Origin of the sequence: Paenibacillus oleatilyticus, from assembly GCF_018998565.1 — a bacterium.
In the GTDB taxonomy this organism is placed as follows: Bacteria; Bacillota; Bacilli; order Paenibacillales; family NBRC-103111; genus Paenibacillus_G; species Paenibacillus_G oleatilyticus.
Map to the genome: position 1 here is coordinate 66580 of NZ_JAHNZO010000031.1, position 20678 is coordinate 87257.

Consider the following 20678-nt stretch of genomic DNA (forward strand, 5'->3'; position numbering starts at 1 on the left):
AAGGAAAACGCTCGGTTTACGTGCCGCCTTTGAATTCAGGTTCTTACCGACAGGTAAGTTCAATTGGAACCCGAGTTCAACAGAGGCCGGAGGCTGCAGTTCTTTCACGCAGTCAACCCTCCATTCAGGCGAAAAAAAGTAAGGGGGACATGGTGTGCTAACCGAACGTCAACGTCATATTTTAAGCGCCATAGTCGATGATTACATCCGTTCTGCAGAGCCGGTCGGCTCCCGCAGCATATCCAAGCGCGGCAACGTGGGATTCAGCCCCGCCACCATCCGCAACGAAATGTCCGACCTGGAGGAGATGGGCTTTCTGGAGCAGCCGCACACGTCGGCCGGCCGGATTCCTTCCCACAAGGGCTACCGATATTATGTCGATCATCTGATGCATTATAACCAGCTTCCTGTTCAGGATGTCGACATGCTCAAGCAGTTTTTTGCCGAAAAAATGCAGGAGATGGAACGTACCATCCAGCATGTGGCGCAAATTTTGTCCCAGCTGACGAATTATACGTCCATCGTCATGGGACCGGAGATGCTGGGCACGACGATGAAGCACTTGCAGATCGTTCCGCTTAACGAGCGGACGGCTGTCGCGATCATCGTGACCAACACCGGACAGGTGGAGAACAAGACTGTCACGATTCCCGAAGGCGTTCCGATGTCGGAGATCGAGAAGTTCGTCAACGTGCTCAATGCCCGGCTCAAAAACGTGCCGCTGCTTCATTTCAAGTCGAAGCTGTACACGGAGATCGCCTCGGAGCTGAGCAGCTACGTCTCCGGTTACGAAGAGCTGCTGCTCATGCTGGATCATGTGATGGACCGCGGAGAGGAAGAACGGATATTCCTTGGCGGCACGACGAACATGCTGACGCAGCCCGAGTTCAAGGATGTCGATAAGGTGAAAAGCATCCTGGACCTACTCGCCGAAGGACCGAAGCTGGTGCAGCTGTTTGACGGAACCGGCGAAACGGACGGGATACAGGTGCGGATCGGCAGCGAGAACAAGCTGGAAGCCGTGAACGATTGCAGTCTGATCACCGCTTCGTATTCGCTGGACGGGCAGCTGCTCGGGACGATCGGCATCCTCGGACCGACACGGATGGATTACGGTAAAGTCATCAAGCTGCTTGATCATTTGACGAAAGATTTGAATCAGCTGATGGGGCGTTGGTACAAATGAGCCAAATCAAGCCGACAGGCCAGGAAGGCGAAGAGGCGTTTGCAACGCTGCGGAACAACGCGAATGCGATCCGCGCCATTTGCTCGGCGGTGGAAGGGACTCTCGGACCGAAAGGGCTCGATACGATGCTGGTCGGGACGCAGGGGGAAGTCGTCATTACGAATGACGGCGTGACCATTTTGGAGAAGATGGACGTCACCCATCCCGCCGCAAGACTGCTCATTCAAGTCGCCCGTTCCCAGCAGCATCAGGTCGGGGACGGTACGACGACGGCCACCGTGCTGGCGGGCGCATTGGTCGCCGAAGGCGTGGCCCAGGTCACGCGGGGCGTACCGGTGGCGAAGGTCGTCCGCGGGGTGCAGGACGGCGTGGCCGCGGCGCTGGAGTCGCTGGCCCGCCGGGCGCGCCCGCTGGAAGGAATGAGCGATCCGCTGCTGTACCGGATCGCGTACATTGCGGGGCGGGAGCATGCCGACCTCGCCAAGCTGATCGTCGAAGGGGCGAAGCGTCTGGGGCCGGCGAAGCTGCGGGAGCCGCATTTCCGCTTTTCCGACGTCGTGATGTCGCACGGAAAAGCGGCGAATGAAGTGTGGCCGGGCCTGTTGATTAACAAAAAGCCGGCCAATGCGCAGCTTGATTTTCCGCCGGATACGGCGCAGGTGCTGCTGTTCCAGGATGCGTTCGAGCCGGAGACGGTCGATGAGGAAGCGCTCATGACCGATGCGGGCTTCCACAAGCAGACGCAGCTGCGGGAGCAGTTCCGCGCCCTCTTGGAGAAGCTCGTCGAGCTGCGCGTCGGCTTCGTGGCCTCCGAGCGGGGCGTCGATCCCGAGGCGGAGCAGTTCTGCACCGACCATGGGATCATGGTGCTGCAGCGCCTGCCGCGTGCGGAGCTGCGCCGCATCGCCGAATACACCGGCGCGCGGCCGATCCGCCGCAGCGGACTGCGCAAGCCCGCCTCGGAGCTGGCGGGCTATCTCGGGTTCGCCGGGCACGTCGCTTACGACGAGCGGCTGGAAAGCGTGCGGATGGCCGAAGGCAAAGGCCGCACGCAAGTATCCATCGTCGTGGGCGCCAGCACGAGCGAGGTCGTCGGCGAGCGGCTGCGCATCGCCCGCGACGCGGCTTCAAGCGTGCAGGCCGCGCTGCGCGGCGGCTGCCTGCCCGGAGGCGGGGCGGCCGAGATGGCCGTCGCCCACGAGCTCGACCGGCACCGCGAGACGGTGCAGGGCATGGAAGGCTTCGGCGTTGCTGCCGTCGCTCAGGCGCTGCGCAAGCCGCTGGCCCAAATCGTCGTGAACGCGGGCTATAACCCTCTCGAGAAGGTCGAAGAGGTGAAGGCGGCGCAGATCGCTTCCGGCAACGATGCGCTCGGCATCGACTGCGATACCGGAAGCGTCGCGGATATGATGGCCGCCGGCGTCGTCGACCCGGCGGAGGTGAAGCTGCATGCGCTGCAGGCTGCCGGCGAGGTAGCGTGCGCGGTGCTTCGCATCCACACGGTCATTAAGATGCGCCCACGCACGGAAGAGTAGGGCTCAAGCATGCCGGGCGTTTCCCGGCCGCAAGGGATGGTTACAATAAGTAGAGATAGAGAGGCCGCAGGGCCGATTCGGTTAAGGAGGTGACACAATTGAACGCGGAACAAAAAGAGCAAGCAAACGGACGCCCGGAGACGGACGTCGAAACCAACGAGCAAGAAGCCGGAGCTACATATGACGCCGGAGCATCGGCCGAAGGCGCTGCCGACACGGAACAGGCAACCGGCCAATCGGAGGCTCGGGAGGCAGTCAATCCGGAAGTGGAAGAACTCAAAAAACAAGCGGAGGAAAATCACCAGCGTTTTTTGAGGGCGCAGGCCGATTTTGACAACTTCAGACGCCGCACGCAAAAGGAAAAAGAAGAATTTGCTAAATACGCTTCGTTCAAGCTGATTGAGCAGCTGCTTCCGGTGGTCGACAACTTCGACCGGGCGCTTGCCGCCAGCAAGGGCAGCAGCGATTACGAAGCCTTGGCGAAAGGGATCGATATGATTTTCCGCCAGCTGGAGCAAGTACTGACGAGTGAAGGCTTGCAAAAGATGGAAGCGGTCGGTCAACCTTTCAATCCCGAGCACCATCAAGCCATCATGCAGGTGGAATCCGATGAGTACGAGGAAGGCATCGTCGTGGAAGAAGTGCAAGCGGGCTACCTGCTGAAAGATAAAGTCATCCGACCAGCCATGGTCAAAGTGAGCTCATAAAGCATAAATTATGAACGCGATTAGCGTATACCCATACAATGCACAGCGAAATTAAGGAGGCTAACCCTCATGAGTAAAGTAATCGGTATCGACCTTGGGACAACGAACTCCTGCGTAGCCGTCATGGAGGGCGGCGAGGCCGTCGTTATCCCGAACCCGGAAGGCAACCGTACGACGCCTTCCGTCGTAGGCTTCAAGAAAGACGGCGAGCGCGTCGTCGGCGAAACGGCGAAACGCCAAGCCATTACGAACCCTGACCGTACGATCATCTCCATCAAGCGTCATATGGGGACGAACCACAAAGAAGTAATTGACGGCAAAGAGTACACGCCGCAAGAAATTTCGGCGATCATTTTGCAGAAGCTGAAAGCCGATGCGGAAGCTTATCTTGGCCAATCGGTCACGCAAGCCGTTATTACCGTTCCGGCCTACTTCAACGACAGCCAACGTCAAGCGACGAAGGACGCAGGCAAAATTGCGGGACTCGAAGTGCTGCGGATCGTTAACGAGCCGACGGCAGCGGCTCTGGCATACGGGCTGGAGAAAAGCGAAGACCAAACGATTCTCGTATACGACCTTGGCGGCGGTACGTTCGACGTGTCCATTCTGGAGCTTGGCGACGGCTTCTTCGAAGTTAAAGCGACCAGCGGGGACAACCGTTTGGGCGGCGACGATTTCGACCAAGTCATCATCGATCACCTCGTGGCCGAGTTCAAAAAAGAGCAAGGCATCGATTTGAGCAAAGACAAAGCGGCGGTTCAACGTCTGAAAGATGCAGCCGAAAAAGCGAAAAAAGAGCTGTCCGGCGTTCTGACGACGACGATCTCCCTGCCGTTTATTACGGTTGTGGACGGCGTGCCACAGCACTTGGAGATGAACCTGACCCGCGCCAAATTCGAAGAGCTTTCCGCCGAGCTGGTGGAAAGAACGATGGGGCCGACCCGTCAAGCTCTGAGCGATGCGGGCCTTAGCGCGAACCAAATCGACAAAATCGTATTGGTCGGCGGTTCCACGCGGATTCCGGCCGTTCAAGAAGCCGTTAAACGGCTGACGGGCAAAGAGCCGCATAAAGGCGTTAACCCGGACGAAGTCGTCGCGCTCGGCGCTGCCGTGCAAGCGGGCGTACTCACAGGCGACGTTAAAGACGTCGTATTGCTCGACGTGACTCCGCTGTCCTTGGGGATCGAAACCGCAGGCGGCGTATTTACGAAAATGATCGACCGCAACACGACGATTCCGACGACGAAATCGCAGGTGTTCTCCACTTATGCGGACAACCAGCCGAGCGTGGAAATCCACGTTCTGCAAGGGGAGCGCGCGATGGCGGCCGACAACAAAACGCTGGGCCGCTTCATCTTGGGCGATATTCCGCTCGCGCCCCGCGGCGTGCCGCAAATCGAAGTTACGTTCGACATCGATGCCAACGGTATCGTTAATGTCAGCGCATTGGATAAAGGCACCGGCAAAAGCCAAAAAATTACGATCACGTCTTCCAGCGGTTTGTCCGAAGAGGAAATCGACCGCATGATGAAAGACGCGGAATCGCATGCCGACGAAGACCGCAAGCGCAAGGATCTTGTTGAAGCCCGCAACCAAGCGGATCAGCTCGTCTATTCCGTTGACAAGACGATTAAAGATCTGGGCGATAAAGTCGACCAGGCTGAAATCGACAAAGCGAATGCGGCGAAAGACAAAGTGAAAAAAGCGCTTGAAGGCAACAACCTTGACGAGATCAAAGCAGCGACCGAGGAGCTGACGCAAGTCGTTCAGCAGCTTTCCACGAAGCTGTATGAGCAAGCGGCGCAGCAGGCTCAAGCGGCCGGCGGCGCAGATACCGAAGGCGCGCAAGGCGCAGCCAAAGGCAAAGACAACGTGGTAGACGCGGATTACGAAGTGGTCGACGAGAACAAGAAGTAATAACCCTTGCGGTTAGCAGGAAGTCAAAGCCGGCATTCGGCTTTGACTTTCCGTTTGTCGCCCGGGGAGTGGGAGTGGAACGATGAGTAAACGCGATTACTATGAAGTGCTTGGAGTAGGCAAGGACGCTTCCCAAGAGGATATCAAGAAAGCTTACCGCAAGCTCGCCCGCCAATACCACCCGGACGTGAACAAGGCGGACGATGCCGAGTCCAAGTTCAAAGAAGCGAAGGAAGCGTACGACGTCCTGAGCGACGATCAGAAGAAAGCGCAGTACGACCGCTTCGGTCATGTCGACCCGAATCAAGGGATGGGCGGCGGCTTTAACGGTGCCGACTTCGGCGGCTTTGGCGATATTTTCGATATGTTCTTCGGCGGCGGCCAGCGCCGCAATCCGAACGCACCGCAGCGGGGCGGCGACCTGCAATATACGCTGACCATTGAATTCAAGGAAGCGGTATTCGGCAAAAAGACCGACATCCACATTCCACGCACGGAAACGTGCGATACGTGTCAAGGCAGCGGCGCGAAGCCGGGAACGAAGCCTGAAACGTGCGGCGTCTGTCACGGGTCCGGGCAGCAGGAGGTCGTGCAAAATACGGCCTTCGGTCGAATCGTCAACCGCCGGGTGTGCTCCGCTTGTCAAGGACAGGGAAGAATTATCAAAGACAAATGCGGAACGTGCCATGGCTCGGGGAAAGTCAAGAAGCAGCGCACGATCAGCCTGAACATTCCGGCAGGCGTGGATGATGGGGCGCAGCTTCGCGTGACGGGAGAAGGCGAAGCCGGGACGCGGGGGGGTCCTCCGGGAGACCTGTACGTCGTGATTCGCGTCAAATCGCACGAATTTTTCGAGCGCGAAGGCGACGACATTTACTGCGAAGTGCCTCTGACGTTCGCGCAAGCGGCCCTTGGGGACGAAATCGAAATTCCGACGCTGACGGAGAAGGTGAAGCTGAAAATTCCGGCCGGCACGCAGACGGATACGTATTTCCGCCTGAAAGGAAAAGGCGTTCCGCGGCTTCGCGGGTACGGTCAAGGCGACCAGCACGTGAAGGTGGTTGTCGTTACGCCGACCAACATGAACGACGAGCAGCGGGAGCTGCTGCGCGAATTCGCGCGGCTCAGCGGCGAGCATACGCACGAGCAAAATCAATCGATTTTCGAGCGGATGAAAAAGGCATTTTTAGGCGATTAAGCGGATCAGAAGCATACGAAAGCACGGCGGCGATTTTTCGCTGCGGTGCTTTTTTGCATATTTTCCATCCCATTGGCGGACAATACAGGAGGTGGTTATTTAAACCGTATAGACTACGTGAAGGAGGAAAACTGACATGAGCGAAAATGAACGTCAGGCCAATCAAGCGAATCGGCAGCTGCCCATCGCTACAAACGAAGACGTCGAATTTACTTCCGAATTGGCGGACCAAGCGGACGTTGCGGCGCGGGAGCGTGCGGCGGATGCCGATGAGAGACAACAAGGGCAAGCGTAGGGAAGCGGGGTAATTCACATGGCTGAAAAAAGCATCTTGGCTTATTTCCAATCCCGGCAGCAAGCGGAGAGCTGCGTGCCGAAGCTGAAAGCCTTGCGTGCCGCCGATATTCAAATCGATCAATTCGGGGAGTATCCGGGGCATGGCGTGGAGGAAACGTTCAATCCTTTAAGCAACAGCGATTTTCCGGGATTGGCCTATTTAACGCTCGGCGGGTCCGGTATGAGTCAGGATGCGCGGATATTGACCGCCGTCGATGTGGATGCCAGCGGCATGGCCGACGGCAGCAGAGAGCTGCTGGCACCGGACCCGGAGGACATGACGCGCCGGGACATTCTGCTGACGGTCGTCCTGGATGAAGCGACCTACGACCAAGCGCTGCGGGTTATCCGCGAGGCGGGCGGCAACATCTGAAGCCCGGCACAGCGGGTATTCGCAGCCGGTGATAACGGTTCTTTGCATGTCCGACATGCGGGGAACCGTTTTTTGCATGCGGACGTGCCGTTTTACCCGCGCCCGTAATTGTTGTATACTAGGACTTACGTGTGCTTGCATAAGCAAAATATGGGAGGGAATACCCGGTGCGTTGGCATGAATTAACGGTACATACGACAGAAGAAGCAATCGAGATGATTTCGAATTTTATACACGAGTTTGGAGCAGGTGGCGTATCGATCGAGGAGTCCGGGACGCTCAACAAGAAGAGAGATACATCGCTCGGACAATGGTATGAGCTCCCGCTGAACGATATTCCGGAAGGTCGGGCCGTCATTAAAGGCTACTTCGCCGAAGGAACCGACATGGATTCGATTCTGGAAGAACTTAAGCGTTCCGTCGATCAGCTTGCGGAATACGATATCGATACCGGCAATCCCGTCTACGAATTGAAGGACGTGGACGACGAAGATTGGGCGAACGCGTGGAAGCAGTACTTCAAGCCGCTGCGCGTAACGGACCGGCTCACGATTAAACCGACCTGGGAAGACTATACGCCGGAAGCGGACGAGCTGATTCTGGAGCTGGACCCCGGAATGGCCTTCGGCACGGGCACGCATGCGACGACGTCCCTTTGCTTGCGCACCCTGGAGAGGGTTGTCCAAGGCGGCGAAGACGTGATTGACGTCGGCACGGGCTCGGGCATATTGGCCATTGCGGCCGCCAAGTTGGGCGCGAAGCATGTGCTGGCGCTTGACCTCGATCCGGTCGCCGTATCCAGCGCGACGGAGAACGTGCATCTGAACGGGCTGGATCAGCAGATCACCGTTAAGCTGAGCGACCTGCTGCAGGTGCTGAATGAGCATAAAGCGGAAGCGGCCGGAAGCGGCGCGCTTGGTGTCAAGCTGCCCGTGCAGGTCGTTGTGGCGAACATTTTGGCCGAAATTATACTGCTGTTCGTACAGGACGTGTACGAGGTTCTGGAGTCGGGCGGACGCTATATCGTATCCGGCGTTATTAAGAGCAAGCAGCAGGCGGTGGAAGAAGCGTTGACCGCGGCGGGCTTCGAATTGATCGAGCAAACCGAGGAGCAGGATTGGGTTGTGCTCGTCGCTAGAAAGCCGTAGGTGAGCCGACATGGATTGGAACTTTTTCGCCTACCCGTTGGAGGAAATGCCATTTGTTTTCCTTGTGCTGTTGATCGGCTTTACCGTGCATGAATTCGCGCACGCCTATTTTGCCGACCGGTTCGGCGATCCGACACCGCGGTCGATGGGGCGGCTCACGCTGAATCCGCGCGTGCACCTCGATCTGCTGGGAATGATCTTTTTTCTGGTCGTCGGCATCGGATGGGCGAAGCCGGTTCTGGTCAACCGCAGCCATTTCAAAAAGCCCCGGCTGATGGGCATTATCGTCTCGTTAGCCGGGCCGCTCAGCAACTTGGTGCTTGCTTTCGTAAGCTTAATCCTGTTCTATGCGCTGATCCGTATGGGCGCGTTAACCGGAACGTCGCAAGGGGTAAGCTTGGCGATTCAGCTGTTTTTCACCCGGATGGTCCTGATGAATATTTTCTTGTTCATCCTTAACTTGATTCCATTCCCTCCGCTGGACGGCTACCGCATTGTAGAGGATTTGCTGCCGCGCCGCATCATGATGAAGATCAAACCTTACGAGCAGTGGCTGTTTTACGCGATTTTGCTGATGTTCTTCATCCCGCCGATCCGGAAGGTTACGCTGGGGCCGATCTTTGCGCTGCAGGGTCCTATATTTGAAGCGTTCGATTCCGTGGCGAAGCTGATATTCGGAGTAGGCGTCCGGGTGTGATCGTTTCCGGTAATATTGGTTAATTTTCTTCGGAAACTGGCGTTTGGAACGAAAAAAGTGTATGATGAAGGATGACCGTTTCTACGTCTCGTATAAGCGGTCTACCTATTTTTGTGGAAGCGAAGGAAACGGAATGCAGCGATATTTCATTCATCCGGACGAATTTACGGATGCTGTGGTTACGATAACCGGGGACGATGCGCATCATTTGATTCGCGTGATGCGGGCGAAGCCGGGAGATACGTGCATTGTGAGCGACGGCGTAAGCCGGGAGGCGCTTGTACGCATTCGTTCTTTGGAGGACCGGCAGGTGACGGCGGATATTGTGGACCGTCTGCCGATGGAGAACGAAGCGGCGGTTGACGTATGGATCGCTCAAAGCCTGCCCAAAGGGGACAAGATGGAGCTTGTCATCCAGAAAGGGACGGAAATCGGTGCGGTCCGCTTTTTGCCGTTCGTTTCGGAGCGTACGGTCGTTCAATTGGACGGCAAAAAGGAAGGCAAGCGGCTCGAACGCTGGCAGAAAATTGCCAAAGAAGCGGCCGAGCAGGCGCACCGCAACCGCGTTCCGGCGGTCGAATCCGTGCTCTCCTGGAAGGAGCTGCTGCGAACGGCTTCGGAGGCGGACGCCGCCTGGATCTGCTATGAGAAGCAGGACGCGCAGCAGCTTCGCCGGGCGATACGGGAAGCGGTAACCAAGAGAAGCGACCGGACCGACGGAAGCCGCGTCAAGCTGATGCTTATCGTAGGACCCGAGGGCGGGTTCAGCGAGCGGGAAGTTTCGGAGGCGGAGGCGGCTGGCTGCGTGGCGGTCGGCTTGGGCAAACGAATTTTACGGACGGAGACGGCCGCCATGGTCGGACTCACATGCATTTTATACGAATCCGGAGAGATGGGGGGAGAACAATAAATGGCAACCGTCGCTTTTCATACGCTCGGATGCAAAGTCAACTTCTACGATACGGAAGCGATCTGGCAGCTGTTTAAACAGGAGGGCTACGAGCAGGTTGATTTCGAGTCGACAGCCGATGTCTATGTCGTCAATACCTGTACGGTGACCAACACGGGGGACAAAAAAAGCCGCCAGATGATTCGGCGCGCCATTCGCAGAAACCCGGAGGCGATCGTCGCGGTGACCGGCTGCTACGCGCAAACGTCGCCGGCCGAAATCATGGCGATTCCGGGCGTCGATCTGGTCATCGGAACGCAGGACCGAGACAAAATCATGCCTTACGTGAAACAGCTGGAGCAGGAGCGTCAGCCGATCAACGCGGTGCGCAATATTATGAAAACACGCGCGTTCGAAGAGCTGGACGTGCCGGACTTTTCGGATCGTACGCGCGCTTTCCTGAAAATTCAGGAGGGCTGTAACAACTTCTGTACCTTCTGTATTATACCGTGGTCGCGCGGCCTCATGCGCAGCCGCGAGCCGCAAAGCGTGCTGAATCAAGCCCGCATGCTCGTCGACGCCGGTTATCAGGAGATCGTGCTGACGGGGATTCATACCGGTGGCTACGGGGAGGATATGGAGGATTACAGCCTCGCCAAGCTACTGTGGGATCTGGACAAGGTCGACGGCCTGAAGCGGATTCGCATCAGTTCGATCGAGGCGAGCCAAATTACCGACGAGGTGCTTGAGGTGCTGCAAGCCTCGGACAAAATGTGCCGTCATCTGCACATTCCGCTGCAAGCCGGAGACGACGAAGTGCTTAAGCGGATGCGCCGGAAATATACGACGGAGCAATTTGCCCGCAAGATCGAGCACATCCACCGGATTATGCCGGGCGTCGCGATTACGACGGACGTGATCGTCGGTTTCCCGGGGGAAACGGACGAGATGTTCCGCCGCGGATACCAGTTTATGGAACAGATGAAATTTTCGGAAATGCACGTCTTTCCGTACTCCAAGCGGACCGGTACGCCGGCTGCGCGGATGGAGGATCAGATTGACGAGGAAATCAAAAACGCCCGCGTACACGAGCTGATCGATTTGTCCGAAAGGATGCAGCTCAGCTACGCGGAGACGTTTGTCGGCCAAGTGCTGGAGGTCATTCCGGAGCGGGACTACAAAGGTCAGCCGGGAAGCGGCCTGCTCATGGGCTATTCGGACAACTACCTGCAGCTCGTGTTCGAAGGCAGCGAGGACTGGATCGGCCAAGTGTGCCGGGTGAAGGTCACCGAAGCCGGAGTCAACGAGTGCCGCGGCCAGCTGGTCCGCGCCCCCGAAGCGGGAGCCGTGCACCTGCCGTCCAGAGCGACGGGCACGGGAGCTTCGGCCGAGACGATTCCGGGACAAGCGGCTAAAGCGATCGTATAAGCTGAAAAACGAAGGATTTCATTCGACGATAGGCAGGCGCGTCTTCCTGCGGCATCCGTGATTCAAGCCGCCGGTAAGACCGCCTGCGTCCGCCGGGTGAAGTCCTTTCGATTTCCAATAGGAAAGGGTGATGTCGATGAAGGAAATTTCGGCAGGTGGCGTGGTGTTTCGCAAAATCGGAAACGACGTGCAGGTGCAAATGATCCAGGACCGGTACGGCAAAATTACGCTGCCGAAAGGCAAGATGGAAGCCGGGGAAACGATAGAGCAAACGGCGCTGCGTGAAATTCTCGAAGAAACGGGAATTACGGGAACCATCGTGCGTCCGCTGGAGACGATCACGTACCAATTCGCCATGAACGGCGGGGTCATCGACAAAGAGGTCCACTATTTTCTGGTGGAAGCGACCGGTGGCACCTTGCAAGCGCAGATCGAGGAAATCCGCGGCGTCGAATGGCTTCATCCTCTGGAGGCATGGCATCAGCAAACGCATTCCGGATACGGGAACAATGATTCGGTTTTGCAAAAGGCGCTGAATGCGCTGGGCTATGAAGTGAACGGACAATGACCGGATTTGACCTGACACGGGGGCTCAGCGGCACCTCGTCGTACTAAACATTGGGAGGACTTCGGCCATGGCTGTTGTCGTATTGCAGAAAAAAAGAAAAAAACGGTTGGAAGAAGGCCATCCGTGGGTGTACCGCTCGGAAATCGAACGCATGGAGGGCGAAGCGCCGCCGGGAGGGCTCGTATCCGTACATACGCACGCCGGTCAATATTTGGCGACCGGGTATTATAATCCGGCTTCGCAATTGACCGTGCGGATTGTTTCCTACGAACCGATGGAAGAAATGACGCACGCCTACTTTGTCCGCCGGATGCAAGAGTGCAAAGAGCACCGGGAACGATTTTTACCGAACGCCGGGTCGTATCGGCTCGTTTACGGCGAGTCGGATTTCCTTCCGGGACTGATCGTGGACAAGTTTGAGGACGTGCTGGTGGTACAGATTTTAACGCTCGGCATGGAGCGGGTGCGGGAGTCGGTCCTCTCTGCGTTGGTCGAGGTGATGCGGCCAGCCGGCATTTACGAGCGCAGCGACGTCTCCGTGCGGCAGCTCGAAGGCCTGGAGCAGCGGACCGGTGTACTGTACGGCGAATGCCCGCAGCATGTCACGATCCGCGAGAACGGGATCGTTCTGGAAGTGGATATTGCGCAGGGGCAGAAGACTGGTTATTTTTTTGACCAGCGGGAAAACCGGGCCGCTTTGGAACCGCTCATGAAGGGCTGGGGCAAACGGAGCGGCATTGAGCTGCAAGAGCGGGTGTTGGACGACGGGACGGTAAAGCGTGTGCCGGTCAACCGGAACGGCAGCGAAGTGACGTTTCCTTATTGGGACGGCGCGACGGTGCTGGAATGCTTCTCGCATACCGGCAGCTTTACGCTTCATGCGTGCCAATTCGGCGCCAAAAAAGTAACGTGCCTCGACATTTCCGAGCATGCCGTCGAAACGGCCAAGCGGAACGTGGAGCTGAATGGCTTCAGCGATCGGGTCGAGTTCGTCGTCGCCGACGCGTTCGATTACCTGCGCGCGCAGGCCCGCGGCTTGGATCTGCGGCAGGAGCGTGGAAAAGCGGGCGAGCAGAAGGTCGATACGTCGGTGCCTCTTGCCGCGAAAGGCAGAACGTGGGGCGTGGTCATTTTGGACCCGCCGGCCTTCGCCAAATCGCGGAGCGCGGTCGAAGGCGCTTGCCGCGGCTACAAGGATATTAACCTGCACGGCATGAAGCTGGTAAACGAAGGCGGGTACTTGGTGACGGCGAGCTGCTCCTACCATATGAAGCCGGAGCTGTTCCTCGAAACGATCCATGCGGCTGCCCACGATGCGGGAAAAACGCTGCGTCTGATCGAATTCCGCAATGCCGGCAAGGACCATCCCCGCATTCTCGGGGTGGACGAAGGCAACTATTTGAAGTTCGCTATTTTTGAGGTTCGCAGCAAGCGATAACAGAATCAGCAAGAAACAAGCCTTAGTTCGGTTAACAGCCGCACTAAGGCTTTTTGATTCCTTGGGGATAGATTTGACGGCGGGGAGGCCGTTGTATTATGATCCTTGCGGTAGCTTCTTCATAAGATGATTTCGGAGGTGCAGATTTGATGAATTCGAACATGTCGTTAACCGAGGCGATTCGCGGCCGGAGAAGCGTAGGGCGTGTCAAGAGCGATCCGATCGCGCGGGAAGTGATCGAGCAGCTGCTGGAAGCGGGCAACTGGGCGCCCAGCCATCATGCGACCGAGCCATGGCGCTTTTATGTGATGACCGGCGGAGGCCGACAGGCGTTGGCTGATGCGTATGCAGATATTGCGGCAGAAGGGGCCGAAGGCGTGTCCGGACAAGAGCTGGAGGAGCTGCGGGCGAAGCAGGCGGCCAAAGCGTTCCGTGCGCCGGTGGTGATCGCTATTGCCGTATCCCCGTCCACAGCGAAAGGGGTCAGCCGCATTGAGGAGTTTGCCGCAGCGCACGCCGCCGTGCAAAATATGCTGCTGATGGCGCATGCGCTCGGACTCGGGACGATCTGGCGGACCGGGGAGCCGGCTTATCATCCGCGGATGAAGCAGGCATTCGGTCTCGGCGAAGCCGATGCGATCGTAGGACTGGTGTACGTCGGCATTCCGGAGACGACGCCATCCGAAGGCAAACGCCGTCCGGCCGCGGACAAAACGGTATGGATGACCGGCGAGGCCGACAGCAAGCTGTGATCTGCTTCCCATGCTGCCGAAGGGGCTATTCCGAATCCGTCTGACTTCGGGCTTGAACGGACCGGGCGTATTCGGAAGGGCTCATGCCGGCCGATTTTTTGAACGCTTTGGAAAAATAATGCGGCCCGCTGAAGCCCAGCATCGCGGCAATTTCGGAGAAGTTATACGTCTTCTCCCGAATCAGCGATTTGGCCCGGCCGATCTTTAATTGATTGTAATAAGACATGACGGACAATCCGGTCTGGCGCTTGAATTGTTCTTTCAGCCGGGTTTTGGCCACATGCAGCGCCTCGCTGATTTCCCCGAGCGATACGTTTCCTTCCACATGGTCCTCCAAGTAACCGATAACCCTACGGGCCAACGCTTCGTTGTCCTTCTCCCTTGCCGTAAATGAAAGCGGCTTGCTCGTCTCCGCATGTCCTAGCCTGCGCAGAAGGCGGATCATGAACGTCTGCAAATACAGCTGGATCAGCTGCTCGCTTCCGACAGGCGCGTCCTGCCGCCGCTTGAGCGGGTACCGAAACGGGAATTCGAACGCATGCTTTCCCTCCTTGACGATCTCCGCCAGAAGATTCCGCTCCGTATCCTCCAAGTGGACAATTTGCCGCGCAAACCGCTTCATCGCTTCAGACCGACAGTCGAACGTCAGGACGATAATGTTCGGAGCGGTGCCTTCACAGGCGTAAAAGCTGTGAAATTCGTCGGGCTCATGAAATACGACCATCCCTTGACGAAGCCGGTGCCGTGTCGTACCCGCCGTCACCTCCACTTCGCCCTTGTCGACATAAACCAATTCCCAGAAATCGTGCCGTTCGCCGGGGAAGATGTAGTTTTTGGCAAATTCGAAATAGTACATCGTGATGATGTTGTCGATGACAATCGTCTGTTTTAAGCGCGTTCGTTGATAGCTCATCCGGTCCTTCGTCTCCCGCTTTATTCTTACCTCCATCATACCTTGGCTTCGGGCTTCTGAAAAGCGTCACCCGCTGATGCGGGACGGGCTCATTTTGCAAAAAATGCGGCTTCGAAGACAAAGCCACGGTCGCTCCGGCTTTCTATAATGGGGGGAGAGAACCTAACCCATTACATACCGATTGCCTGGAGGAGGAGTCAGACATGAGATTGGCTGTCATTGGCTATGGAGCGAGAATACGCGGGGTGTTGAAATATGTGCAGCAGGCCAACCCCGAATGCAAGGTTACGGCGGTTGTCGACGTCCGCAAGGACAAGGCGCTGAACGATACGGAAGGCTCGGGCGATATCCGGCTGTTCGAGACGCCGGAGGAGATGCTTGAGCAGGAGAAGCCGGACGGCGTTCTGATCGGCACCCGCTGCTCCTTGCATACGGAAATGGCCCTGAAGGTGCTGCCGAGCGGAATTCCGCTCTATCTCGAAAAGCCGGTCGCTACGACGATGGAGGATGCGCTGCGCCTAAAGCGCGGCTTCGAGACCTGTCCGTCGCCGGTCATCGTCTCTTTCCCGCTACGCGTCACGTCGATCGTGAAGCTGGTGAAGGAGATCATTGATTCCGGCAAAATCGGGACGGTCGAGCATGTCCAAGCGGTCAACAACGTTCCGTACGGCGGCGTCTATTTTCACAATTGGTACCGGGACGAGAACGAAACGGGGGGCCTGTTTTTGCAAAAGGCGACCCACGATTTCGACTATATTAACCATGTGCTCGGGCTTCGTCCGGTCAGCGTCTGCGCGATGACGTCCAAGCAAATTTTCAAGGGCACGAAGTCTGCGGGGCTCCGGTGCGTCGATTGCGGGGAAAATAAAACGTGCGCCGAGAGTACGGTCGGCACGCCGATGGAGCAGGAATGGCCTTATTGCGCCTTTGCCGAAGATACGGGCAACGAGGATTCGGGCAGCGCATTGATCCGTTACGAGACCGGGATGCATGTGTCGTACTCGCAAAACTTTTTCGCCCGGCAAAAAGCGGGCTCCCGCGGCGCGCGTTTCCTCGGCTACAAGGGGACGGTCGAGTTCGACTTTACGACCGGTATTGTCAAGGTATTCATGCATCACACGCCGCGGGTGGAAACGTACGAGATCGACGCGGCGGAAGACCATTTTGGCGGCGACGCGGCGCTTGCGGAAAATTACGTCAATATGATCCGCGGCACCGAGGAGTCGATCAGCACGCTGGACGACGGGTTGCTTAGCGCGCTCCTTTGCCTGAAAGCGCGGGAGTCGGCGCTCACCGGCACGTTCCAGACGGTCGACTGGACGTAGCGGATTAAAGGGCTTCGCCGGATTGTTCCGGAGGCAGCCGTTTCAACAGCTGCTTGCGGGCCCGGGCGGCGGCTCTGCGTACCGCCGGCGACACATCCTGCTCCAGCTTGGCGAAGCCGGGCGCGAGTAGGTCCCAATGCTCAGCCGCTGCGGCTGAGGCATACATATTCGCAGCGTGGATGCGGACCGCCTCGTTCGCGCTGGCGATCCAAACGTCAAGCCGCGCAGCCGTTTCCTCCGGATACGAAGCGAGAACCCCCTCACCGAGCGTGAGCGGGCTTTTTGCTTTTCCGGCGGAGATCGGGGCGTCCAACATCAGCTGCTCGGTCAAATCCAGCAGCGGCCGGCTCCATGCCGGGTTGCGGGTTTTGGCCGCGATCCGGACGGCATGGGTGACCGCTGCGATCTCGTGCGGCAAAGGCGAGGCGGACCATGCGGCCAGCTGCGGATAAAACGCGTGAAACTGCTTGACCAGCAGCGTTCCGCAGGCTTCGCCCGTCCAGCGCCGGACGATAGCGTGCGGGCTTCCGGCTAACATGCGCAGCCGTTCGGCGGTCTCATCGGGAGCGGCTGTGTAATGGCCGGACAATAGAAAGACGGCAAGCTCCTGCGCCGTTTCGTCCCCGGATTGCGCAAGTCCGGAAGCCAGGCGGATGAGCCGCTTCGGATCGGGCAGCGCGGCTTCGATCACTTGCAGCGCTTGGTGCTTGACGGCGCGTGCCTGTTTATCGGGTAACGTGCCGAGGACCGGGCCCAGGGCAGCCGTTAAGGCAGAAGCCGAGCCGCGTGAGGCGGCATCCGCCGCATCGCGCTTCCAGTCTTGTTCGGCAAGCGGCATCATATCAAATTCCTCCGTTTCAAACGTTTACGTTGTCACATCTTATCACGATATTACCAAACATACGTTCTATGGGCAAGATCTTTGTCCCGGCGCAAGACGGAGCAGATCCGAAATCCGACACTCTCCCGGCAGAGGAGCAGACCAATTCGTAGTTTACAGACAAGCGGGATAGAGGTATATTATTTTTGAGTACATGAATACTTGTATACAAGTACACAATATTTGTCGAGGTGATAATGATGAAGCTGGGGATGATCGGACTTGGGAAAATGGGGTTCAACCTCGTGCAAAATTTACTACAGCATCAGCATGAAGTGGTGGTGTACGACGTCAACCCCGAACCGGGAAAGAAATTGCAAGAACGCGGCGCAGAGCTTTCCGCTTCCGTCAACGAGCTGGTAGAGAAGCTGGAAGCTCCCCGCATCGTCTGGATTATGGTTCCGGCCGGTCCGGTTGTGGATCAGGTGATCGATACGCTTGGCCCGCTGCTGGAGCAAGGAGATATCGTGATTGACGGCGGGAACTCCCACTACAAGCAATCGGTGGCCCGGGCGGATAAGCTGAAGGAGCGGGGCGTCCATTTTTTCGACGTGGGAACATCGGGGGGCACGGAGGGCGCGGCCCATGGCGGCTGCTTCATGATCGGCGGCGACCAAGACGCCTTTGCAACCATTGAACCGCTGTTTCAAGGCATCGCAGTCGACAAAGGCTATCTGTATGCCGGCGGTCACGGCAGCGGGCATTTTCTCAAGATGGTCCACAACGGCATCGAGTATGGCATGATGCAATCGATTGCAGAAGGATTTGAGATTTTATCGAAAAGCCAATTTGATTTTAATTACGAAGAGGTTGCGCGGGTCTGGGCGAACGGTTCGGTGATTCGAGGATGGCTGATGGAGCTGACCCAAAACGCGTTTTCCAAGGATCCCAAGCTGGACGGGATTCGTGGAATCATGAAAAGCTCCGGAGAAGGAAAATGGACGGTTCAGACGGCGCTCGACATGGAAATCAGCACGCCTGTCATCGCGTTGTCCCTGTTGATGCGGTACCGGTCCATGGAAGACGATACGTTCCACGGCAAGGTGGTGGCCGCTCTGCGCAATGAATTCGGCGGTCATGAAGTCGTAAGAAATTCGTAAGACCGATTTTCCTGATGGATTCGTTTCATATCGATGTGATAAAATCTAGAAATACTTGTCTATGATGTTTTATCACAGTTATCGAAAAACGGTCTGTATGGGAGAGTTGTTCATGCGTTATCCTGCTGCATGGTTGCAAGGGTTGTCTTTGGGAGAAAGTATGGCTTGCGAATTAAGATTGCAAATTATCGCCGGGAACATTAAGCCGGGCGAAGTCATATCGGAAAATAAGGTGGCCGCGGAATTCGGAACAAGCCGGTCGCCGGTCAGGGAAGCGTTGAAAACGTTATCAAACGAAGGTCTCATTCGCCTGGAAAGAATGGGTGCCGTCGTGAACGGTCTGAGCTCACAGGATGTTGAAGAGCTGTATGACGTCCGGTTTTTGATCGAGAGCTTCGCGCAGCAGCGGTTGGCAGAAGGAAATCATGAGGCGCTGCTCGCCAGTTTGAAACGGAACATCGACAAGATGGAATTGGCGATGAAGCACAGTGATATCGAGGAATTTTCGTATCTGGACTTTTCCTTTCACGAGTCCATCGTTGTGGAGGCCAAGCATGCAAGGATCTTGCATTTGTGGAAAAGCATCCGTCAAATCGTACTGACCGTCATGTACCTTACGACGGCGGAGGTGTTCTCCAAAGGCCAGGACAAACTCAGGTCCGTCATCGATAAGCACCGGTCGATTGTGTCCGGACTCGAATCGAAGGACGTCACCGTCATTCAATCCGTCGTTCAGCAATATTTTGCGGATTCGCATAAAACGCTTCATAGCAGGTTTCCTTAAAAGGGCGCTGCTATGCAGGCTTTTTATTGCCCGTATTTGTCGACAAGTATACATGTATAAATTCATTGTCATGCTATAAATTGGGCATACTCTGGATACCGAACCATGCTCGCATGAATAAGAAGGAGAGCTGCTTATGAATCGTATTTTTGGTCTTGATCACAACCTGACCTTGATTATTTGGGCGTTGCTTGCCATTGTTTTTCTTGTCGTTCTGATCGCCAGATTCAAATGGAATCCTTTTGTGACGCTTTTGATTTCTTCGTTGCTATTGGGCTTTTTGGCCGGCATGAAACCTGAGGATATCATTAAAGCGGTTACAGGCGGGCTTGGCGGTACGCTCGGAACGATTGCGATCGTCATCGGGCTCGGAACGATGCTGGGCAAAATGATGGCGGAGTCCGGAGGCGCCGAGCGGATCGCAACTACGCTGATCGACCGGTTCGGCGAAAAACGGGTACACTGGGCGATGATGGTTGTCGGATTTATTGTGGGGATTCCCGTGTTTTTCGAGGTTGGGGTCATCCTGTTGATTCCTATCGTATTCATCGTGGCGCGCAAGACGAAGATGTCGCTCTTGCAAATCGGCATTCCGCTGCTGGCCGGACTTTCCACCGTGCACGGGCTTGTTCCGCCTCATCCGGCGCCGATGATTGCCATCGCCGCTTATAATGCCGATCTCGGGAAGACGATTCTGTATTCCATTCTGGTCGGACTGCCGACGGCCGTTATTGCCGGCCCTCTGTTCGGCAAATTTATCGGCAAACGCTTGGCGGTAGAGCCGCCGGCCGATCTGGCCGAGCAATTCGCGGCGAAGGATAACCGCGGCCTTCCCGGGTTCGGGATCACGCTGTTCACGATTTTATTGCCCGTTCTTCTTATGCTGATCGGATCGATCGCGACCATCATCGACCCGAAGGCGACGAGCGGCCTCACCCGGTTCAGCATATTTATCGGCCATGAAATTATCGCCCTGCTCATCGCGGTCGTCTTTTCCTTCTTTTCGCTCGGCTTTGCGAGGGGCTTTAAGAAAGAGGACATTTCCCGCTTTGCCAGCGAATGCTTGGCCCCGACCGCGACGATCATTCTGATTATCGGGGCCGGCGGAGCCTTTAAACAAGTATTGATTAACAGCGGAGTAGGCGGAGCTATTGCCGCGATGGCCACTCAGGCGCATGTGAACATTATCTTTTTCGCATGGTTTGTCGCCGCTCTCATCCGAGTTGCGACAGGATCGGCCACGGTTGCCATGACGACGGCCGCGGGCATCGTCGCTCCTGTCCTTGCGCTGAATCCGGGCGTGAATGTGGAGCTTGTCGTGCTGGCTACGGGCGCAGGATCGCTTGTATTGTCCCACGTGAATGACGCGGGCTTTTGGATGGTCAAAGAGTTTTTTAACATGAGCGTATCGCAAACTTTAAAATCATGGACGGCGATGGAGACGATTTTATCCGTGGTGGGACTGATCTTCATTCTTCTCCTTAGCGTCGTGGTTTAAGAAAGA

Annotated in this window: 20 protein-coding genes; 18 read left to right on the top strand and 2 right to left on the bottom strand. The window is 56.8% G+C overall.

Annotated features, from left to right (window positions below):
- The first annotated feature begins 154 nt into the window (after positions 1 to 154).
- The 14 genes from hrcA to KQX66_RS29685 all read left to right on the top strand — a co-directional run bounded on the left by hrcA (position 155) and on the right by KQX66_RS29685 (position 14172).
- A complete protein-coding gene (hrcA, locus tag KQX66_RS29620; RefSeq protein ID WP_216796685.1) occupies positions 155 to 1186 on the top strand; it encodes a heat-inducible transcriptional repressor HrcA in 1032 nt (343 codons plus the stop codon).
- The gene (locus tag KQX66_RS29625; protein ID WP_216796687.1) at positions 1183 to 2721 is read left to right on the top strand and encodes a TCP-1/cpn60 chaperonin family protein; all 1539 of its coding nucleotides are present in this window, start codon (positions 1183 to 1185) and stop codon (positions 2719 to 2721) included. Before hrcA ends, KQX66_RS29625 begins: the two co-directional genes overlap by 4 nt.
- A gap of 98 nt (positions 2722 to 2819) precedes the next feature.
- A complete protein-coding gene (grpE, locus tag KQX66_RS29630) occupies positions 2820 to 3428 on the top strand; it encodes a nucleotide exchange factor GrpE (protein ID WP_216796689.1) in 609 nt (202 codons plus the stop codon).
- A 69-nt stretch (positions 3429 to 3497) separates the two neighbouring features.
- On the top strand, positions 3498 to 5345 hold the full coding sequence (gene dnaK, locus KQX66_RS29635; RefSeq protein WP_216796695.1) for a molecular chaperone DnaK: 1848 nt from the start codon (positions 3498 to 3500) through the stop codon (positions 5343 to 5345).
- An 82-nt stretch (positions 5346 to 5427) separates the two neighbouring features.
- Complete coding sequence (gene dnaJ, locus KQX66_RS29640) at positions 5428 to 6543, top strand: molecular chaperone DnaJ (RefSeq protein WP_063184783.1); 1116 nt, start codon at positions 5428 to 5430, stop codon at positions 6541 to 6543.
- 136 nt (positions 6544 to 6679) lie between these two features.
- Complete coding sequence (locus tag KQX66_RS29645) at positions 6680 to 6838, top strand: YfhD family protein (RefSeq protein WP_010495626.1); 159 nt, start codon at positions 6680 to 6682, stop codon at positions 6836 to 6838.
- Between the two features lie 18 nt (positions 6839 to 6856).
- Positions 6857 to 7252 carry a hypothetical protein gene (locus KQX66_RS29650; protein WP_054976864.1) on the top strand — a complete coding sequence of 132 codons (396 nt, stop codon included), beginning with the start codon at positions 6857 to 6859 and terminating at the stop codon, positions 7250 to 7252.
- A 167-nt stretch (positions 7253 to 7419) separates the two neighbouring features.
- Complete coding sequence (prmA, locus tag KQX66_RS29655; RefSeq protein ID WP_216796697.1) at positions 7420 to 8400, top strand: 50S ribosomal protein L11 methyltransferase; 981 nt, start codon at positions 7420 to 7422, stop codon at positions 8398 to 8400.
- 10 nt (positions 8401 to 8410) lie between these two features.
- The gene (locus tag KQX66_RS29660) at positions 8411 to 9097 is read left to right on the top strand and encodes a site-2 protease family protein (protein WP_216796699.1); all 687 of its coding nucleotides are present in this window, start codon (positions 8411 to 8413) and stop codon (positions 9095 to 9097) included.
- A 133-nt stretch (positions 9098 to 9230) separates the two neighbouring features.
- Positions 9231 to 10007 carry a 16S rRNA (uracil(1498)-N(3))-methyltransferase gene (locus tag KQX66_RS29665; protein WP_216796701.1) on the top strand — a complete coding sequence of 259 codons (777 nt, stop codon included), beginning with the start codon at positions 9231 to 9233 and terminating at the stop codon, positions 10005 to 10007.
- On the top strand, positions 10008 to 11414 hold the full coding sequence (mtaB, locus tag KQX66_RS29670; RefSeq protein ID WP_216796708.1) for a tRNA (N(6)-L-threonylcarbamoyladenosine(37)-C(2))-methylthiotransferase MtaB: 1407 nt from the start codon (positions 10008 to 10010) through the stop codon (positions 11412 to 11414). It begins immediately after the preceding gene.
- 136 nt (positions 11415 to 11550) lie between these two features.
- Entirely contained in the window at positions 11551 to 11982 is a 432-nt protein-coding gene (locus tag KQX66_RS29675; protein ID WP_216796710.1) for an NUDIX hydrolase, read from the top strand.
- A gap of 67 nt (positions 11983 to 12049) precedes the next feature.
- The gene (locus KQX66_RS29680; protein WP_216796712.1) at positions 12050 to 13420 is read left to right on the top strand and encodes a class I SAM-dependent rRNA methyltransferase; all 1371 of its coding nucleotides are present in this window, start codon (positions 12050 to 12052) and stop codon (positions 13418 to 13420) included.
- Between the two features lie 149 nt (positions 13421 to 13569).
- Positions 13570 to 14172, top strand: a complete 603-nt coding sequence (locus KQX66_RS29685; RefSeq protein WP_216796714.1) for a nitroreductase family protein — start codon at positions 13570 to 13572, stop codon at positions 14170 to 14172.
- 25 nt (positions 14173 to 14197) lie between these two features.
- Here KQX66_RS29685 and KQX66_RS29690 read toward each other — a convergent pair whose 3' ends face one another.
- Entirely contained in the window at positions 14198 to 15085 is an 888-nt protein-coding gene (locus KQX66_RS29690; RefSeq protein WP_253957518.1) for a helix-turn-helix domain-containing protein, read from the bottom strand.
- 203 nt (positions 15086 to 15288) lie between these two features.
- On the opposite strand from KQX66_RS29690, the gene KQX66_RS29695 reads away from it, so the two are divergent.
- Complete coding sequence (locus KQX66_RS29695; RefSeq protein ID WP_216796718.1) at positions 15289 to 16410, top strand: Gfo/Idh/MocA family protein; 1122 nt, start codon at positions 15289 to 15291, stop codon at positions 16408 to 16410.
- Positions 16411 to 16414: 4 nt separating this feature from the next.
- Here KQX66_RS29695 and KQX66_RS29700 read toward each other — a convergent pair whose 3' ends face one another.
- Positions 16415 to 17251 carry a hypothetical protein gene (locus KQX66_RS29700; RefSeq protein WP_216796721.1) on the bottom strand — a complete coding sequence of 279 codons (837 nt, stop codon included), beginning with the start codon at positions 17249 to 17251 and terminating at the stop codon, positions 16415 to 16417.
- A gap of 239 nt (positions 17252 to 17490) precedes the next feature.
- Here KQX66_RS29700 and gnd point away from each other — a divergent pair, with 239 nt between their 5' ends.
- The 3 genes from gnd to KQX66_RS29715 all read left to right on the top strand — a co-directional run bounded on the left by gnd (position 17491) and on the right by KQX66_RS29715 (position 20672).
- Positions 17491 to 18390: a phosphogluconate dehydrogenase (NAD(+)-dependent, decarboxylating) gene (gene gnd / locus KQX66_RS29705; protein WP_216796723.1), complete on the top strand. Its 900-nt coding sequence runs from the start codon at positions 17491 to 17493 to the stop codon at positions 18388 to 18390.
- A 112-nt stretch (positions 18391 to 18502) separates the two neighbouring features.
- A complete protein-coding gene (locus KQX66_RS29710) occupies positions 18503 to 19174 on the top strand; it encodes a GntR family transcriptional regulator (protein WP_216796725.1) in 672 nt (223 codons plus the stop codon).
- A 136-nt stretch (positions 19175 to 19310) separates the two neighbouring features.
- Positions 19311 to 20672 carry a GntP family permease gene (locus KQX66_RS29715; RefSeq protein ID WP_216796727.1) on the top strand — a complete coding sequence of 454 codons (1362 nt, stop codon included), beginning with the start codon at positions 19311 to 19313 and terminating at the stop codon, positions 20670 to 20672.
- Positions 20673 to 20678: the final 6 nt, after the last annotated feature.